The 14,514-nt window shown below is 59.8% G+C and carries 10 protein-coding genes; 2 read left to right on the top strand and 8 right to left on the bottom strand.

What is annotated here, in order from left to right; all coding sequences use genetic code 11:
- Nucleotides 1–279: 279 nt before the first annotated feature.
- On the top strand, nt 280–1,380 hold the full coding sequence (locus tag ACIPL0_RS15270) for an SMP-30/gluconolactonase/LRE family protein (protein WP_400598321.1): 1,101 nt from the start codon (nt 280–282) through the stop codon (nt 1,378–1,380).
- 72 nt (nt 1,381–1,452) lie between these two features.
- Here the strand turns inward: ACIPL0_RS15270 and ACIPL0_RS15265 are convergent, their stop codons facing one another.
- The 3 genes from ACIPL0_RS15265 to ACIPL0_RS15255 all read right to left on the bottom strand — a co-directional run bounded on the left by ACIPL0_RS15265 (nt 1,453) and on the right by ACIPL0_RS15255 (nt 6,128).
- Nucleotides 1,453–2,853 carry a PLP-dependent aminotransferase family protein gene (locus tag ACIPL0_RS15265; protein WP_400598319.1) on the bottom strand — a complete coding sequence of 467 codons (1,401 nt, stop codon included), beginning with the start codon at nt 2,851–2,853 and terminating at the stop codon, nt 1,453–1,455.
- A 111-nt stretch (nt 2,854–2,964) separates the two neighbouring features.
- The gene (locus ACIPL0_RS15260; protein WP_400731548.1) at nt 2,965–4,470 is read right to left on the bottom strand and encodes a hypothetical protein; all 1,506 of its coding nucleotides are present in this window, start codon (nt 4,468–4,470) and stop codon (nt 2,965–2,967) included.
- 623 nt (nt 4,471–5,093) lie between these two features.
- Complete coding sequence (locus ACIPL0_RS15255) at nt 5,094–6,128, bottom strand: zinc-dependent alcohol dehydrogenase family protein (RefSeq protein WP_400598315.1); 1,035 nt, start codon at nt 6,126–6,128, stop codon at nt 5,094–5,096.
- Between the two features lie 480 nt (nt 6,129–6,608).
- Here ACIPL0_RS15255 and ACIPL0_RS15250 point away from each other — a divergent pair, with 480 nt between their 5' ends.
- Entirely contained in the window at nt 6,609–7,523 is a 915-nt protein-coding gene (locus tag ACIPL0_RS15250; protein ID WP_400598313.1) for a LysR family transcriptional regulator, read from the top strand.
- 350 nt (nt 7,524–7,873) lie between these two features.
- On the opposite strand, the gene ACIPL0_RS15245 is transcribed toward ACIPL0_RS15250, so the two are convergent.
- From ACIPL0_RS15245 to ACIPL0_RS15225, 5 genes are all read right to left on the bottom strand, one after another.
- Nucleotides 7,874–8,614 (bottom strand): transporter substrate-binding domain-containing protein, encoded by a 741-nt coding sequence (locus ACIPL0_RS15245; RefSeq protein WP_400598312.1) that lies wholly within the window; start codon nt 8,612–8,614, stop codon nt 7,874–7,876.
- Nucleotides 8,615–8,616: 2 nt separating this feature from the next.
- A complete protein-coding gene (locus ACIPL0_RS15240; RefSeq protein ID WP_400598310.1) occupies nt 8,617–9,321 on the bottom strand; it encodes a TerC family protein in 705 nt (234 codons plus the stop codon).
- Nucleotides 9,322–9,351: 30 nt separating this feature from the next.
- Entirely contained in the window at nt 9,352–10,578 is a 1,227-nt protein-coding gene (locus ACIPL0_RS15235) for a lactonase family protein (RefSeq protein ID WP_400598308.1), read from the bottom strand.
- 80 nt (nt 10,579–10,658) lie between these two features.
- On the bottom strand, nt 10,659–11,807 hold the full coding sequence (gene prpF / locus ACIPL0_RS15230; RefSeq protein WP_400598306.1) for a 2-methylaconitate cis-trans isomerase PrpF: 1,149 nt from the start codon (nt 11,805–11,807) through the stop codon (nt 10,659–10,661).
- Between the two features lie 31 nt (nt 11,808–11,838).
- Nucleotides 11,839–14,445, bottom strand: a complete 2,607-nt coding sequence (locus tag ACIPL0_RS15225) for an aconitate hydratase (protein WP_400598304.1) — start codon at nt 14,443–14,445, stop codon at nt 11,839–11,841.
- Between the last annotated feature and the right edge of the window lie 69 nt (nt 14,446–14,514).

The following is a 14,514-nucleotide window of genomic DNA, read 5'->3' as shown; positions in this document are numbered from 1 at the left end:
CCTGTGGGAGCGGGCTCGCCCGCGAAGGCGTCCTCAAGATCGCCACCGCCAGTAAGCCGGACTGCTACGAATCTGTGAGCACCACCTGCTTTTGCTTCTGGCCAAAGGCCGTGGGAGGGAGCTCTGCTCGCGATAGCGTCAGTCCGGTCAATACAGTGCCAACTGACACACCGCCATCGCGAGCAGAACGCCTATCTCCCGCAATGTTAACTTGTACGATGTCTTATCACGATGTATTACTGACACCCCGTAAAAAAACAATACAACGGAGAAAGTCAGATGGATGCACCCCTGCCCCAGTCGTTTGAAGGCAATAGCCGCAGAAGCTTTCTGAAAAAATCCCTGGCCGTTTCGGCCACGCTCGCTGCCGCTGGCAGTCTGCCTTTGCCACGTCTTGTCGAGGCTGCAGAGCCTTTGAGCCAACGCTATCCCGACCCGCTGATTCATGTCCTCGACGACAGTTTTCTCGACTTGCGCATTTTCAATGCGGGGGTGGAGAAGCTCGCCACCGGCATGCGCTGGGCGGAGGGTCCGGTGTGGATCGGTGACGGGCGTTATCTGCTGGTCAGCGACATTCCCAACAACCGCATCATGCGTTGGGACGAAATCACTGAAACGTTCTCTGTCTATCGCGAGCACTCCAACTTCTCCAACGGCATGTGCCGCGACCGCCAGGGTCGGTTGATCGTCTGCGAAGGCTCGACCACCACCAACGAAGGCCGGCGGATCACCCGCACCGAACCCAACGGCCGCATCACCGTGCTGGCCGACAGCTTTGACGGCAAGCCCTTCAACTCGCCCAACGACATCGTCTGCAAGAGCGACGGCTCGATCTGGTTCAGCGACCCGCCGTTCCAGACCGGCAACAATTACGAAGGCCACAAGATCGCTCCGACGCAACCCCACGCTGTGTACCGGATCGACGGTGCAAGCGGCAAGGTCACGCGGGTCATCGACGACCTCAACGGCCCTAACGGTCTGTGTTTCTCGCCAGACGAGAAGATCCTCTATGTGGTCGAAGGCCGGGCCAAACCCAATCGGCTGATCTGGGCGATCACGGTCAACGACGACGGCACCCTCGGCGCACGACGCAAGCACATCGAAGGGCTGGATTACGCCGCCATCGACGGCATGAAGTGCGACGAGGCCGGCAATCTGTGGTGTGGCTGGGGCAGTAACGGCGACCCGAAGGCCGATCTGGAAAAGCTCGACGGCGTGCGCGTGTTCAACCCGCAAGGCAAGGCCATCGGCCATATTTCCCTGCCGGAACGCTGCCCGAACCTGTGCTTCGGCGGTCGTGAAGGCAACCGACTGTTCATGGCCAGCAGCCATTCGATCTATTCGCTGTTCGTGAATACCCGCGACGCCACCTTTGCCTGACGCGATCAGGTAAACACCGACAACATGGCTTGCCCCGCAACACGCGGGACGAGCCATGCCGCACGACCGGGCTCAGGCCGGCATCCGCTCCTGCGCCAGCGCGTTGCGGATGATCACCATCACCGACTCGATGTCCTGGCTCCAGTCCACCGCACCGCTCAGACGCAGATTCTGCGGGTGCAGGCCGCGCGCGCTGAACAACTCGCCGGGAGCAATGACGATGCGCTGCTCAAGCAACCGGTCGAACACCCGCCCCATGTCGACCCGATGGCTGCTCTCCAGCCATAACGTGGCACCGCCCTGCGCGCGCTTGAAACGCACGTCCTCGCCCAAGTACTGATCGATGTACATCGACAGGCTGCCGAGCCGCTCCTGCAAGTTGAAACGCAGGCTTTCCAGATGTCGCTCCAGTTGCCCCGAACTGTACAGACGGGCAATCGCCTTCTGCCGGATCGGCGGCAGGCGGAACGAGCGCAGCAGCAATTGTTGATGCCACAGCGTGCGCGAATGGCGGCTGAGCAGGTAACCGAACGGCGCTTCCAGGCCAATGGTCTTGTCGAACGAACCTATGATCAACAGGCGCTCGGGGTCGATCAGGTCACGCATGGCCGGCGTCTGCGGGTCGAAACACAGCGCACTGTGGCTGTCATCTTCCAGCACCGGCACCTCATGGCGGTTGAGTACATCGGCCAGTCGCTGGCGTTGTTCCGGCGCCAGCACCTGACCCAGTACCGGGTTGAGCTGCGAAGACAGCATCACCATGCCGACCCCGCCTTGTTGCAGCAGCCCCTCAAGCGCGCCGGTATCGATGACGCCCTCGGCGTCGGCGCTGAACTCCAGCACGCGAATCCCGAACGACTGCAACGTGCGCAAGGTACCCCAGCTGCACGGCGACTCCACCAGCACCGTGCTGTCGCGCAGTTGCAGGGCCTTGAGCACGGTTTTCAGCACGCCGGTCTTGTCCGGACCGATAAATACATTGTCCGGGTGCCAGCAGTGGTCGGTGGACGACGTGTAGCTCGCCGCCAGCGCCGAACGCAGCTCGATGTCGCCGAAGGGTTGAAAGCGCGGGTCCGGCTGGCAGGGGTAATGGCGCATCAGGTCGCGTTCCAGGTTGAGCAGCGCGCCATCAAGGGACTGCAACAGCGTCGGCTCATCGGCGGCGAACACGAACATGCCCGGACGACGGGCACTGGCCTGGTAACGCTCAAGCAGATCGTCGCCCTCGCACGGGGCGTCGTTGCAGGGATGTGGCAGCGCGAAATACCCGGATTTGGGCACCGAACAGATGCGCCCTTCCTTCTCCAGCAACGCATAGGCGTTCTGCACCGTGGAAATCGACACCCGCAGGCGCCGCGCCAACAGACGCAACGACGGCAGCCTGACCGCCGGCCCGCTGGGCATTTCGTTGGTCAGTCTGACCAGGTAGCGGTAGACCATTTGATAGGCGAAATCGGCTTTATTGTTATTCATCGGACACACCTCATCCTTGCGCCGGGCGCAGGAGTCATTGAGAAAAACCTATGGATCAGCGCCCTGCCCGCTGCACACGCCTTCGTGACGGACAGTGCGACAGACAGCGCGTCAGCGGCCGGAAATCAGTTCCGACATCGCTTCACCGGTCTGCGGATGCACCGTCATTACGTGGCGTTTGTCCGGGTCGCTGGCGCGGGCCCGGGCAATGATCGAACTGTCATCGGTGAAGTCGACGCGGCGCTTGGCATACAGATGCTGCAGACCCTTGAGGCTGAGCCCGCTGACATCCACCAGCCACTGCATCACCTGGTCCGGCGCAGTGCCACCGGACAGCGCGTTGTGCAAATCAGCCTGGGCCACCAGCATGCCGGGGTGGCAGCGGCGCAAAAATTCCTCCAGTTGTGCCGCGCCGTCGACAAAGGGCGCGAACACCAGACACACCAGTTGCATCTCGCTCAGGCCAAAGGCTTCCTGGGCGTAGCCGGCCGCCAGCTCGCGCCGCGCTGCGAGTTTGTCCGGGTGGTCGTAGGCCGCCATCGCCTGATCGATCAGGCGCTTGGGCATATCCTTGCAGCGCATCATGCTTTGCGCCAGTTGCAGGTACTCGGCGATGCCATCGGCATACTCGCGCCCCTGCACGAACTGGGTCTTGAGCCCGCGCATGTGCGCCATCAGCAACGGGTTGGCGCAGTCGGATTCGCTGAAACTGAAGGCCAGATCGTCGAAGCGGAAGCCGAGAAAATCGGTGAGCAACGCCCAGTGTTCCTCCAACCGGAAACCGATCAGATCGGCCGCGGTGATAAAGGCCGGCGTCGCTGGTTTGCTCGCCCCGCCCGGCGGACGCGGCAGGAAGCCGCTGATCTGTGCGTCCTCACCATACAGCTCGCGGTAGTACGCGCGACCGATGCTGTCGATGGCTTTCAGCGCAGTGCTCAGGCTTTGCGTGTGCCAGTTGTCGACCTGCTGGCCGCTGCGCCGCGCCAGGCGCATGACCCACGTCGCGTATTGCTTCTGCTCCTTGAGCGAGTCGCCGCAGATCAGCGCATCCACACCATCGCCCCAGCATGCCGCTCGCCCGAGAAACTCGGCGACACCGAGGTAGCAGCTGTTGCAGAAAGTCGCGCGGGCATCGCCGGCCGTCAGGTGTCCGGCCAGCAGCATGTCGGAGCGGTTCTGTTCACGCCCGGCGGTGGAAAACGGCAGGTCGGGCTCGAAGGTCTGCACATACTGGTGATCGATCACCAGCAGCTCCACCCGCGGGTCGTCATGCATGAACAGCGCGGAATAGCAGCGGTGAATGTTGCTCATTACCGCCGACGTCATGCCGGCGTGCCGCATGTTGGCGATGCGCAGGCTGAACGTCGTCGGCGCGCGCCCGGCAATGCTCAGCTGCGCGGCGCGCAACAGCGCCACGGTGTAGGCACTGTCCTTGCCGCCGCTAAAAGCGACCAGCACTTTGAAATGCCCGATCTGTTCGATACCGCCGGCGGCAACAATCAGTCGTTGTATCAATAATTGCAGCGCTGTTCGTTCGGCACGATTGAAATAACTCAACAAGCGCTGAAGCACTTGCTGGTACACATAGTTCATGGCCTGTTCATGAATGGATCGCATCACTTTAATACCTGACTGCATGATTCAGCGACGACATCGATTCGACGGCAGACATCAGCACTTTTCGAACTCGATGTATAACGACATGCTGTCGGCGACAACACGTCCCGGAGAATGGCGGGCATCAACAACTGTCAGGGGTCGGCACGCGATCCGCCACGTAGCACGGGCCACAGCGCAGTAAGTGCAGGCTACAGGCGTTGGCGAAAAAGCCGGTGAAGGCAGGCATGGAGTGCCGAGTGAGTATCGGCCACGGCAATAATGCGGGCATGACTCATTCCTTGAGTATTGATGACGCCGCCATTATCGAGAGTTGAAAAACAATTACAAGATACAGATTGTCGACAGATCACCCATCAGCTTTCTGCAAAATCACCACTCATTTAAACAACTTCGTTTAGCTCACTTGCGCCCAGACTGTTTGTTTGTCTTTTGCGGACAAATGTTTAATCGGCATCGTTGATTCAATAAACAAAAAAGCCTTCCTGAATGATCGGGAAGGCTTTGTCGGGAGCAGCGTGGCCTGTACCTAACGGGGGGACATCCATGAACCGATGTCCTGATCCTCAACGTCGACGCCTGGCCAGGGGCGTCGAACTCTCAACAAGCGCGGTCAATTGCGCTCAGTTGGTGTCGACTTCGACCACCACGCGGCCGCCTACCGGGCAACCATCCATCAAACGGTGTGCTTCAACGATCTGATCGAACGCGAACACCTTGGTGACCTGTGGCAGCAGGACGCGGTCGGCGGTCAGCTGGTTGATGTCACGCAGGGCACGCGCCACGGCTTCTTCATCCTGCTCGATACCCAGTTCGGGTTTACCGGTGAAGTTGCCAACGCAATGCACGAAGAACTGGATGTTTTTCTGGAACGCGGCACAGGCCGGGAACTGCACCTGGTTGCCACCTTGCAGACCGTACAGAATCAGACTGCCACGAGGCGCCAGCGCATCACCCAGAATCGACATCTGAGGGCCACCCAGGCCATCGAGAATCACGTTGACACCGCGTTTCTCGGTGAACTTGTTGATCGCCATGAGCAGATCCTGCTCCTCGGTGACCACCACTTTGTCGGCGCCCAGAGAGGTCAGGTACTTGCGGGAAGTGCCTTCTTCGTCATCGGTCTTGATCGCGGCGATGACTTTCAGACCCAGCGCCTTGCCCAGTTGCAGGAATGCAGGACCTGCGCAGTGACCGGCGTCGGTAATCAGGGCAACCTGCCCCTCTTTGACCCGCGCCAGTTCCATGTACGCAAAGTAAGCCACCAGCAGCGGCGTGTAATGCACGGCAGCCTGGTTGGGGGTCAGGATATCCGGGTATTTGGTCACGGACGTACGCGGCAGCACGATGTGCTCACCGTAGACCGGATGCGTGTTGGGGTTGGCGGACGGAAAGCTGGCAACCTTGTCGCCGACTTTCAAGTCAGTCACACCATCGCCGACGGCGGTAACCACGCCGGCCATTTCCGAACCCAGGCCCGCAGGCAGATGCGCCTGGGACGATGCCAGATTTTGTCGCCACAGGACGTCGTACCAGGTAACGCCGATCGCCTGGACGCGCACTTGCACCTCGCCGGGTGCCGGCAGCGCCACCGGCTGCTCTTCTACCTTGAGCACCTCGGCAGGGCCAAACTGATGAAAACGGATCGTGCGGGACATTTCGAACCTCGCCTTATGAACCTTGATGCCATGAACTCTATCCGGGCGCTGCCGGTAACACTATCAGTGGCTATTAATAGTCGACATGCCTGTCATCGATTCTATTGTTGAAAGGCGATCATTAGATAACCATCGAATGCTCACGGATTCAAGGCGGTCATTGTTCTTTTCTCGCCCGGACATTGCAACCCGACCGCCAATTTCCGGATGAACGTCACGCCACATGGCACGCAAACCGCCCGGCGGCGCAGGCTGCACGACACGCGGGCACCTATGGGTTTGGTCAGAATTCCGCCCATAAGGTTTCATCGACTTTCATCGACTTTCATCGACGGGCGTGATGATTAGCACGTTTGTATGCTTGCGGATGAATTTCCCGGTGCGGACAATCGGCTTTTACCCGTAATATCCACGCATGCTGTCACGTGGCCGGTCGTTCTGACCGTCGACGTATCGAACAATGCCTCGAGATCCTCTGCCATGAATCGCAACGACCTGCGTCGCGTCGACCTCAACCTGCTTATCGTGTTCGAAACCCTCATGCATGAGCGCAGTGTCACCCGCGCTGCGGAAAAACTGTTTCTCGGCCAGCCCGCCATCAGTGCGGCGCTGTCGCGCCTGCGCGGGCTGTTCGACGACCCGCTGTTCGTGCGCACCGGTCGCAGCATGGAGCCCACCGCCCGGGCCGTGGAAATCTTCGGTCTGCTCTCCCCTGCGCTGGACTCCATTTCCACCGCCGTGAGCCGTGCCGCCGACTTCGACCCGGCTACCAGCACCGCCGTGTTCCGTATCGGCCTGTCGGACGACGCCGAATTCGCCCTGCTGCCGTCGCTGCTCAAACGCCTGCGCTCGGAAGCCCCCGGCATCGTGCTGGTGGTGCGCCGCACCAACTACATCCTGATGCCGGCGCTGCTGTCATCGGGGGAAATCTCCATCGGCGTCAGTTACACCGACGACCTGCCGGCCAACGCCAAGCGCAAGGTGCTGCGCCGCAGCCGGCCGAAGCTGCTGCGTGCCGACTCCATGCCCGGCGCCATCACCCTCGACGACTTCTGCGCCCGCCCCCATGCGCTGGTATCGTTCGCCGGCGACCTCGGCGGTTTCATCGATGAGTATCTGGAAAAGATCGGACGCAAGCGCCACGTCGTGCTGGCCGTACCGCAGTTCAACGGACTGGCGACGCTGATCGCCGGCACCGACATCGTCGCCACCGTGCCCGACTACGCCGCCGAAGTGCTGACCGCCGCCGGTGGCGTACGCTCGGAAGAACTGCCGCTGGAGTCTCGCACCTTCGAACTGCACATGGCCTGGCGCGGATCCCAAGACAACGATCCGGGCGAGCGCTGGCTGCGTTCGCGGATTCAGATGTTTTTTGGCGACCCTGACAGTCTCTAGGTTTCGCCGGGCAGGCTGTTCACCTGATCATTTCTGCCTTTCTACAAACCGTGGAGCTTCGATCACTATCGGTCGGTTACTAAATTGGTGGCACATCTGAGGGCATGCTTTGGAGGGTTTGAAAAGCATGCCCCCAGCTTGTGCTCCAGCAGTTCTCTTCTCGAAACAGACAGACCTCGCTGCTCGCAAACCGCCGTTGGTCGCTACCTGATCACCTCAATTTGTAGACTGAAGCGCTCTGCTGGCGCCTCCGAATCCTGACAATCCGTCCAGGAACGCCAACCAGAATTGTCGTTGGAAAGGGTGATCAGGACGTTCGGTCAAATGGACGAATCGGGCATTTTTTGGCGCTACCCCACAAAGGGCTGAGCAACCCGCGCATCACGCTCGCCACTGTCATCCAGCGCTTTGGCAACGAGGCCACTGAGCAGGCAGCGGTTGATGAAGCTTTGGAGGTATTCGGCGGCCAGTGCTCTTCCTTTCGGAACAGCCATCGCCTGACGAATCTCCGTGAAGTTGTCGCTCAACACCCTGACGCCCGTCGTCGTCTTGGCGAACCGGGCCAGTGGCTGGCGAACGCCGGCAGCGGCATCGAGGCCCAGCTCCAGGAACGTATCGACAGCCCCAGCCGAAGTGGTCGCCCGAACCAACTCTGCATTTTTCAAAGTCCGGGACAAGAACAGGTCGTACGCCGCTCCTTTTCCCACCGCGATCCTGCAGCCCCCAGTATCCAAGGCAGAGGCGCGCTGAAACTTGCTCTCGGTTTTGACCAGATAGGTTCCATCGATGCAGACGTAGGGGCTGGAAAAGGAAATTTTCTCGGCCCTGACCGGCTCAATGGCAAGAAACGCAAGATCCCAAGCCTGCTCTTCCAGCGCAGCGAACACTTTCCCGGCAGCGTCATACGGGGTCATTGAAATGGGAATGTCGAGCTCATTGGCGAGCGCTTTAGCCAGTGCGACCGACACCCCCGAAAGAGCTCCAGATTTTTCATCACGCTGTGCCAGTACCGGGTTGCCAAGATTGATTGCAACCCTTAACTCACCCTGCGGAGCGATGTCCTTTCGTACAGCAGCAAGATCAAATTCCACGGCTACTCGCTCCTCTCAGTTTCTGATTTATCACCGGCAGCTTCATTCCAACTGACCATGAACTTCCCAATGGTCAGCACTAACGCCACACCAACGGCGCCGGCTGCGTAATGCGCCCATGCCGGTACGGCTGGAAGACTGATGTCGGTGATCGCCATGCTGCCGGCGATCCAACCCAACAACGCGGCCCCGAGCGTGATGACAATCGGATACCGATCCATGAAATGCAGTACCAACTTGCTGCCCCAGATGATGATCGGAATGCTGATGACAATGCCGAAGATCACCAGCTCCAATTGGCCGTTGGATGCCCCCGCCACAGCAACGACGTTATCCAGGCTCATCACCGCGTCGGCGACGATGATCGTTTTGATTGCCCCTAGAAGCTTGGGGCTCGCCGCCAGGTTGTCGTGTGCGTCTTCGCCCTCGGGGACGATCAGCTTGATCCCGATCCACAGAAGGAGCACGGCGCCGATCAGCTTGAGGTACGGCAACTCCAACAGTTGCAGGGCGAAAAAGATCATGCCGATTCGGAGAAGGATCGCTCCCAACGCACCACCAATGATGGCGCGGTTGCGCTGAGTCTCCGGGAGCTTGCGGCAAGCCAGCGCGATGACCACCGCGTTGTCGCCACCCAGCAAAATATCGATGGCGATGATTTGCATCACCGCCAGCCAGAACCCTGGCGAGTTTATGAGTTCGATCAAAATGAGCTCTCCAGGCCAGGGGCCGGTCAATCAGACAGTTTTGAAGATCATGCACACCGGGCTGCCGGTCTTGATGACCTGGCCGTTTGCTGCAAGCGCTCCGGAAGCCTGGTCGACGTCGAAGCCGACAATGGTGTCTGTCTCTTCGTTGGCGACAAACAGGCGCTTGCCATCCGGCGTCAGGTTCATGAAGCGAGGTTTGCGCCCCTGGGAAGAAGTGTGAGCTTTGGCAGCAAATACCCCGCTGTCCTCCAGTGCGAAAGTCGTCACGCTGTCGTGGCCCCGGTTCGATACGTAGAGGTATTTTCCAGACGGCGCCATGACGATGGCCGCTGCACGGCTATTGCCTGTGAAGTTCGACGGCAGCGTGGAGACGATCTCCTGAGGTTTGAGCGAACCTTGCTCAGGATCGTAGGCGTAGCCAGTGACGCTGCTGTCGAGTTCGTTTACGACGTAAGCGTTCTTCCCTGCCGGTGTAAACACCACGTGGCGCGGGCCCGAGCCTTCTCGTGCTTTGACCATGCTGACCTGGGTAGCACCATACGTCGCGTTGTTCTGCTGCACGCGATATACGAAGACCCCATCCAGCCCTTTGTCGGGGATGACCAGGAATCGTCCGGACGGGTCAAACGGAATCATGTGGGGATGAGAGCTGCTTTGCTCCACTTTATGTGGCCCAGGTTCGCCAGGCAGCGACTCCAGATGAGCCAACTCGCCGAGGCTACCATCATCCTGAATCGGGAAGATCGCAAAGCCGCCAGTGGCGTAGTTCGCAACAGCCAAGAACTTACCGGTCGGATCAACGCTGAGATGAACGGGGTTCTTGCCTTGGGTACCAACCGTATTGAGCTTGGTCAGCTCACCGGTCTTCGCATCGATGGCGAACGCGCTCACCTCGCTGAGATCACCATGCACGCAGTAAAGATGGGTCTGCGAGTGATCAAAGGTCAAAAACGATGGATTCACCAGTTCATTGAGCGTCTGAACAAGTGTGCACGCGCCAGTTTCATGCGCATAACGGTATACGGTAATGCCTACGCCACGGGCATTGCGCTCTTTGGTTGTGCGTGATCCAACGTAGGCAAACCGAGGGGTCTGCGACAGTTTTTTATTGGTCATTTTGCTTTCATCACGGGTAGCAGCAGCGTGTGCCGGGAGGGTGAAGCCACCAGCCAATACACCGCCTGCCGCGAGCGCAGAAAGCTGGATGAATTGACGGCGGAGCATCGAGTGACGCGGGAGTTCGGATGAACTCATGGTGTGGTTCTCTGTTGTTTTTATTATTGAACAGGGGGTGTGCTCATGCCGGACGCAAGCCAGCATGAGCACGGGCCGGATCAGAGGACTTCAGGAATCCGTACCCAGCCTTCCATCAGTCGGCGAGCACTGCGGCTCATCACAGCCTTGTCCACACTCCAGGCACCATCTTCCAGCACAGTTTTCGCGCCTACTGCAACGCTGCCAGCGGTATGCCCCATGCGAACTTGGCGATCCCCGATGTCACCCACGATACGATTTACCAGCGTGCCATCGAGCGCTGCCGCAACGGCAACCGCGACTGCACCAGTACCCGTAATCGCATGGTGCAGCTTGCCCATCGACAAGATGCGGGCGATCACATCGATATCGCCAGGCTCAACAAGCTTGCCGCCTGCAGCCTGATAGGCCTGAGGCTTGGCCACAAAGCACAGCTTCGGCGTGTGCGGACGCAGACGCGTTGCCTCTTCGGCGGTAGCCGCCAGCCCCATGGCAACGGTGCAGTGAGCACGGATGGTTTCGCAGCGTGCCAGCAACTCAGCATCACCATTCACCTGATCCTGAGTTTCGGTGCCCTTCAGGCCCACTCGGTCAGCTTCAATGAAGATGGTAGGGTTACCAGCGTTCAACAACGTAACGGGTATATTGCCAACGCCTGGAATGTCCAGTTCGTCGATGGCGTTGCCCGTCGGCAGGATGCTGCCCCCCGAGCCTCCTGGCTTGAGAAACTCCAGCACGACTTCAGCAGCGGGGAACGCCACACCGTCGAGTACGAAATCACCTTCTTCCTGAACCTCACCGTTGCGCACAGGCACATGCGCGATGATGCGCTTCTGGATATTGGCCTGCCAGATACGGACGACGGCGATGCCATCGCGAGGCGCATCTACCAGACCTTCAGAGATGGCGTATGGGCCGACAGCCGAGCTCAGGTTGCCGCAGTTGCCCGACCAGTCGATGACTGACGTCTCGATGGCCGGAGCCCCGAACAGGTAATCAACGTCACAATCTTCGCGACTGGATTTACCGATGATCACCACCTTGCTGGTGCTGGAGGTCGCACCACCCATCCCGTCGATCTGCTTGCCGTACACATCCGGGCTGCCGATCACGCGGAGCAGAATGGCATCTCGCTCCTGGCCTGCAGGCGGCAGATCCTTGTCGAGAAAGAACACACCCTTGCTGGAGCCGCCACGCATGTAAACGGCTGGAATACGTCTTTGAGTCATTTGATATCTCCTGCGACAAATCGGCGGCGCATCAGTGGGCGGATGCGTTCTTCATGCTTTCGATCAGCAACTGCGGCAACAGACCACCGCTGCGGAAGTAACGAACGTCCTCGAAGGTATCCAGACGGCTCACGACAGTGACGCGTTCGGTTTCGCCGTTTTCGCGTTCGATCACCAGAGTGACCTTGGCACCTGGCTGGAAGTCATCGGCGATGCCTTCGACGCTGAAAGTTTCGCGGCCACTCAGACCCAGGCTTTGACGCGAGACGCCTTGCTCGAACTGCAGCGGGAGAATGCCGAGACCTGCCAGGTTGGTGCGGTGGATACGCTCGAAGCTCTCAGCTACCACGACACGTACACCCAGCAGGCGTGGGCCTTTGGCTGCCCAGTCGCGGGAGGAACCACTGCCATACTCTTTGCCGGCGACAACGATCAGGGACTGCTTGCGATCTGCGTAGATCTCGGCAGCCTGGAAGATCGTGGTGACCTCTTTCTCAGGCAGCAGCAGCGTCCATGGGCCTTCACGACGGTCTTCGAGCAGCTCGTTCTTCAGGCGCGGGCTGGCGAAGGTGGCGCGCTGCGCAGCCTCGTGGTTGCCGCGACGTGTGCCGTAGGAGTTGAAGTCAGGCACCGCAATGCCGTGCGATTGCAGGTATTGGCCAGCATCACTTTCCGGCAGGATCGCACCCGATGGAGAAATGTGGTCGGTGGTGATGTTGTCCGACAGCATGGCGAGGACGCGCATGTTGCTCAGGTCTTTAGTGGTGTCAGTGGCCGTCACCGCATCGCTCCAGTACGGAGGTTTGCGGATGTAGGTGCTGTTCGCCTGCCACGCGTACTGGTCGCTGACACCGGCGCGCAGGTCGCTGGCAATCAGGCCGGCTTCGCGAGGGACGTCTTCATACGCCTTGTCGAACAGGTCGGCGGTGAGGTTTTCAGCCTCGATAGAGGTCAGTTCCTCGTCGCTTGGCCACAGCTCGTGCAGGTAGACAGGCACACCGTTGTCATCCACACCCAGCGCGTCTTTTTCCGGGTCGATCAGGTAGGTACCGGCAATGGCGTAAGCAACGATCAGCGGCGGCGACATGATGAACACTTCGCGAGCCAGCGGGTGAACACGGCCTTCGAAGTTACGGTTACCGGAGGTCGCAGCCACGGTTTCCAGCTTGCGGGTGCGGATCTCTTCTTCGATCTCAGGACTCAGCAGTGGGCCCGACATGCCGTTACAAGTGGTGCACCCGTAGCCAACCAGGTTGAAGCCCAGTGCATCCAGATCGTGGTTCAGACCCGAACGCTCCAGGTAATCAGCCACCACCATCGAACCTGGCGCAAACGAAGTTTTGACCCATGGAGCGCGCTTCAGGCCACGCTTGCGGGCGTTGCGTGCTACCAGACCAGCGGCGATCACACCACGTGGGTTGGAGGTGTTGGTGCAACTGGTGATGGCAGCCAATACGACTGAACCGTTATCCAGCCCCGTTGGCAGATGAGTTGCCGGCGCCTTCTGACCCAGCACGATACGCTGGTGAGGCTGTTTCGGGCCGGCGATGGAACGCGCCACCGTGCCGAGATCCAGGGTAACCACACGGTTGTACTCAACCTCGCCAAGGCTGTCATGCCACAGACCTTGAGCCCGCGCGTAGGCTTCAGTCAGACCCGAGATCTGACCGCCACGACCAGTCATACGCAGGTAGTGCAGCGTACGGTCGTCAATCGCGAACATCGCTGCTGTTGCACCGAACTCAGGCGCCATGTTGGACAGCGTGCCACGGTCAGCCAGGGACAATTGAGGAACGCCTGGGCCGAAGAACTCCAGGAACGCGCCAATCACGCCCGCTTTACGCAGAAGCTCGGTCAGAGCCAGGGCGATGTCCGTTGCCAGGTAGCCCTGAGGCAGGGTGCCTTCCAGACGCACACCGACAATTTCAGGCAAACGAAGCATCAGGGATTTACCCAGCATCGCGGCTTCAGCCTCGATACCACCGACACCCCAACCCAGTACGCCAATGGCATTGATCATGGTGGTGTGGCTGTCGGTGCCGACCAAAGTGTCCGGGAATGCCCACAGCTCACCGTCACGGCGCTGAGTACCGACAACAGTGGTCAGGCGCTCCAGGTTGATCTGGTGAAGGATGCCTTTGCCCGAAGGAATGATCGACAGATTGCTGAATGCCTTGTTGCACCAGTCCAGGAACTGGAAGCGCTCGGCGTTGCGCTCACGCTCAATGGCTTCGTTATCGGCGAGCGCACTGGCATCGCCCCAACGTTCTACGTTGAGCGAGTGATCCACGACCAGGTGGGTCGGAGTGACAGGGTTCACCAAGCGCGGGTTGCCGCCTTGAGCAGCGACGGCGTCACGCAGACCTGCGAGGTCAACCAGCGCCGGCGTACCGAGCAGATCCTGCAGGACGACGCGAGCCGGACGAAACGGAATATCGAATTCTTTGGAGCGGGCGCAGATGACCTTGAGTGCGGCCTCAGGATCCGCCTCACCACGCAACACGTTCTCGGCGAGGATCCGCAGGCTGTAAGGCAGTTTCGCGTAATCACCGCCCAGGTCCGTCACGACCCCACGGATATCACTGACACGGTAATCGACGCCATTGGCAGAAATGGTTCGACCCTTTGAATTAGGCATTGGCAAATCCTCACAGGCTGTACAGGCGATGTTTTTGTGAGGCGATATTGCACTTTGTAACGATATAGG

Origin of the sequence: Pseudomonas sp. NPDC090208 (assembly GCF_044746785.1) — a bacterium.
Lineage (GTDB): Bacteria > Pseudomonadota > Gammaproteobacteria > Pseudomonadales > Pseudomonadaceae > Aquipseudomonas.
Note: the sequence above shows the minus strand (reverse complement) of the source record. Positions and strands in the feature narration are given on the sequence as shown.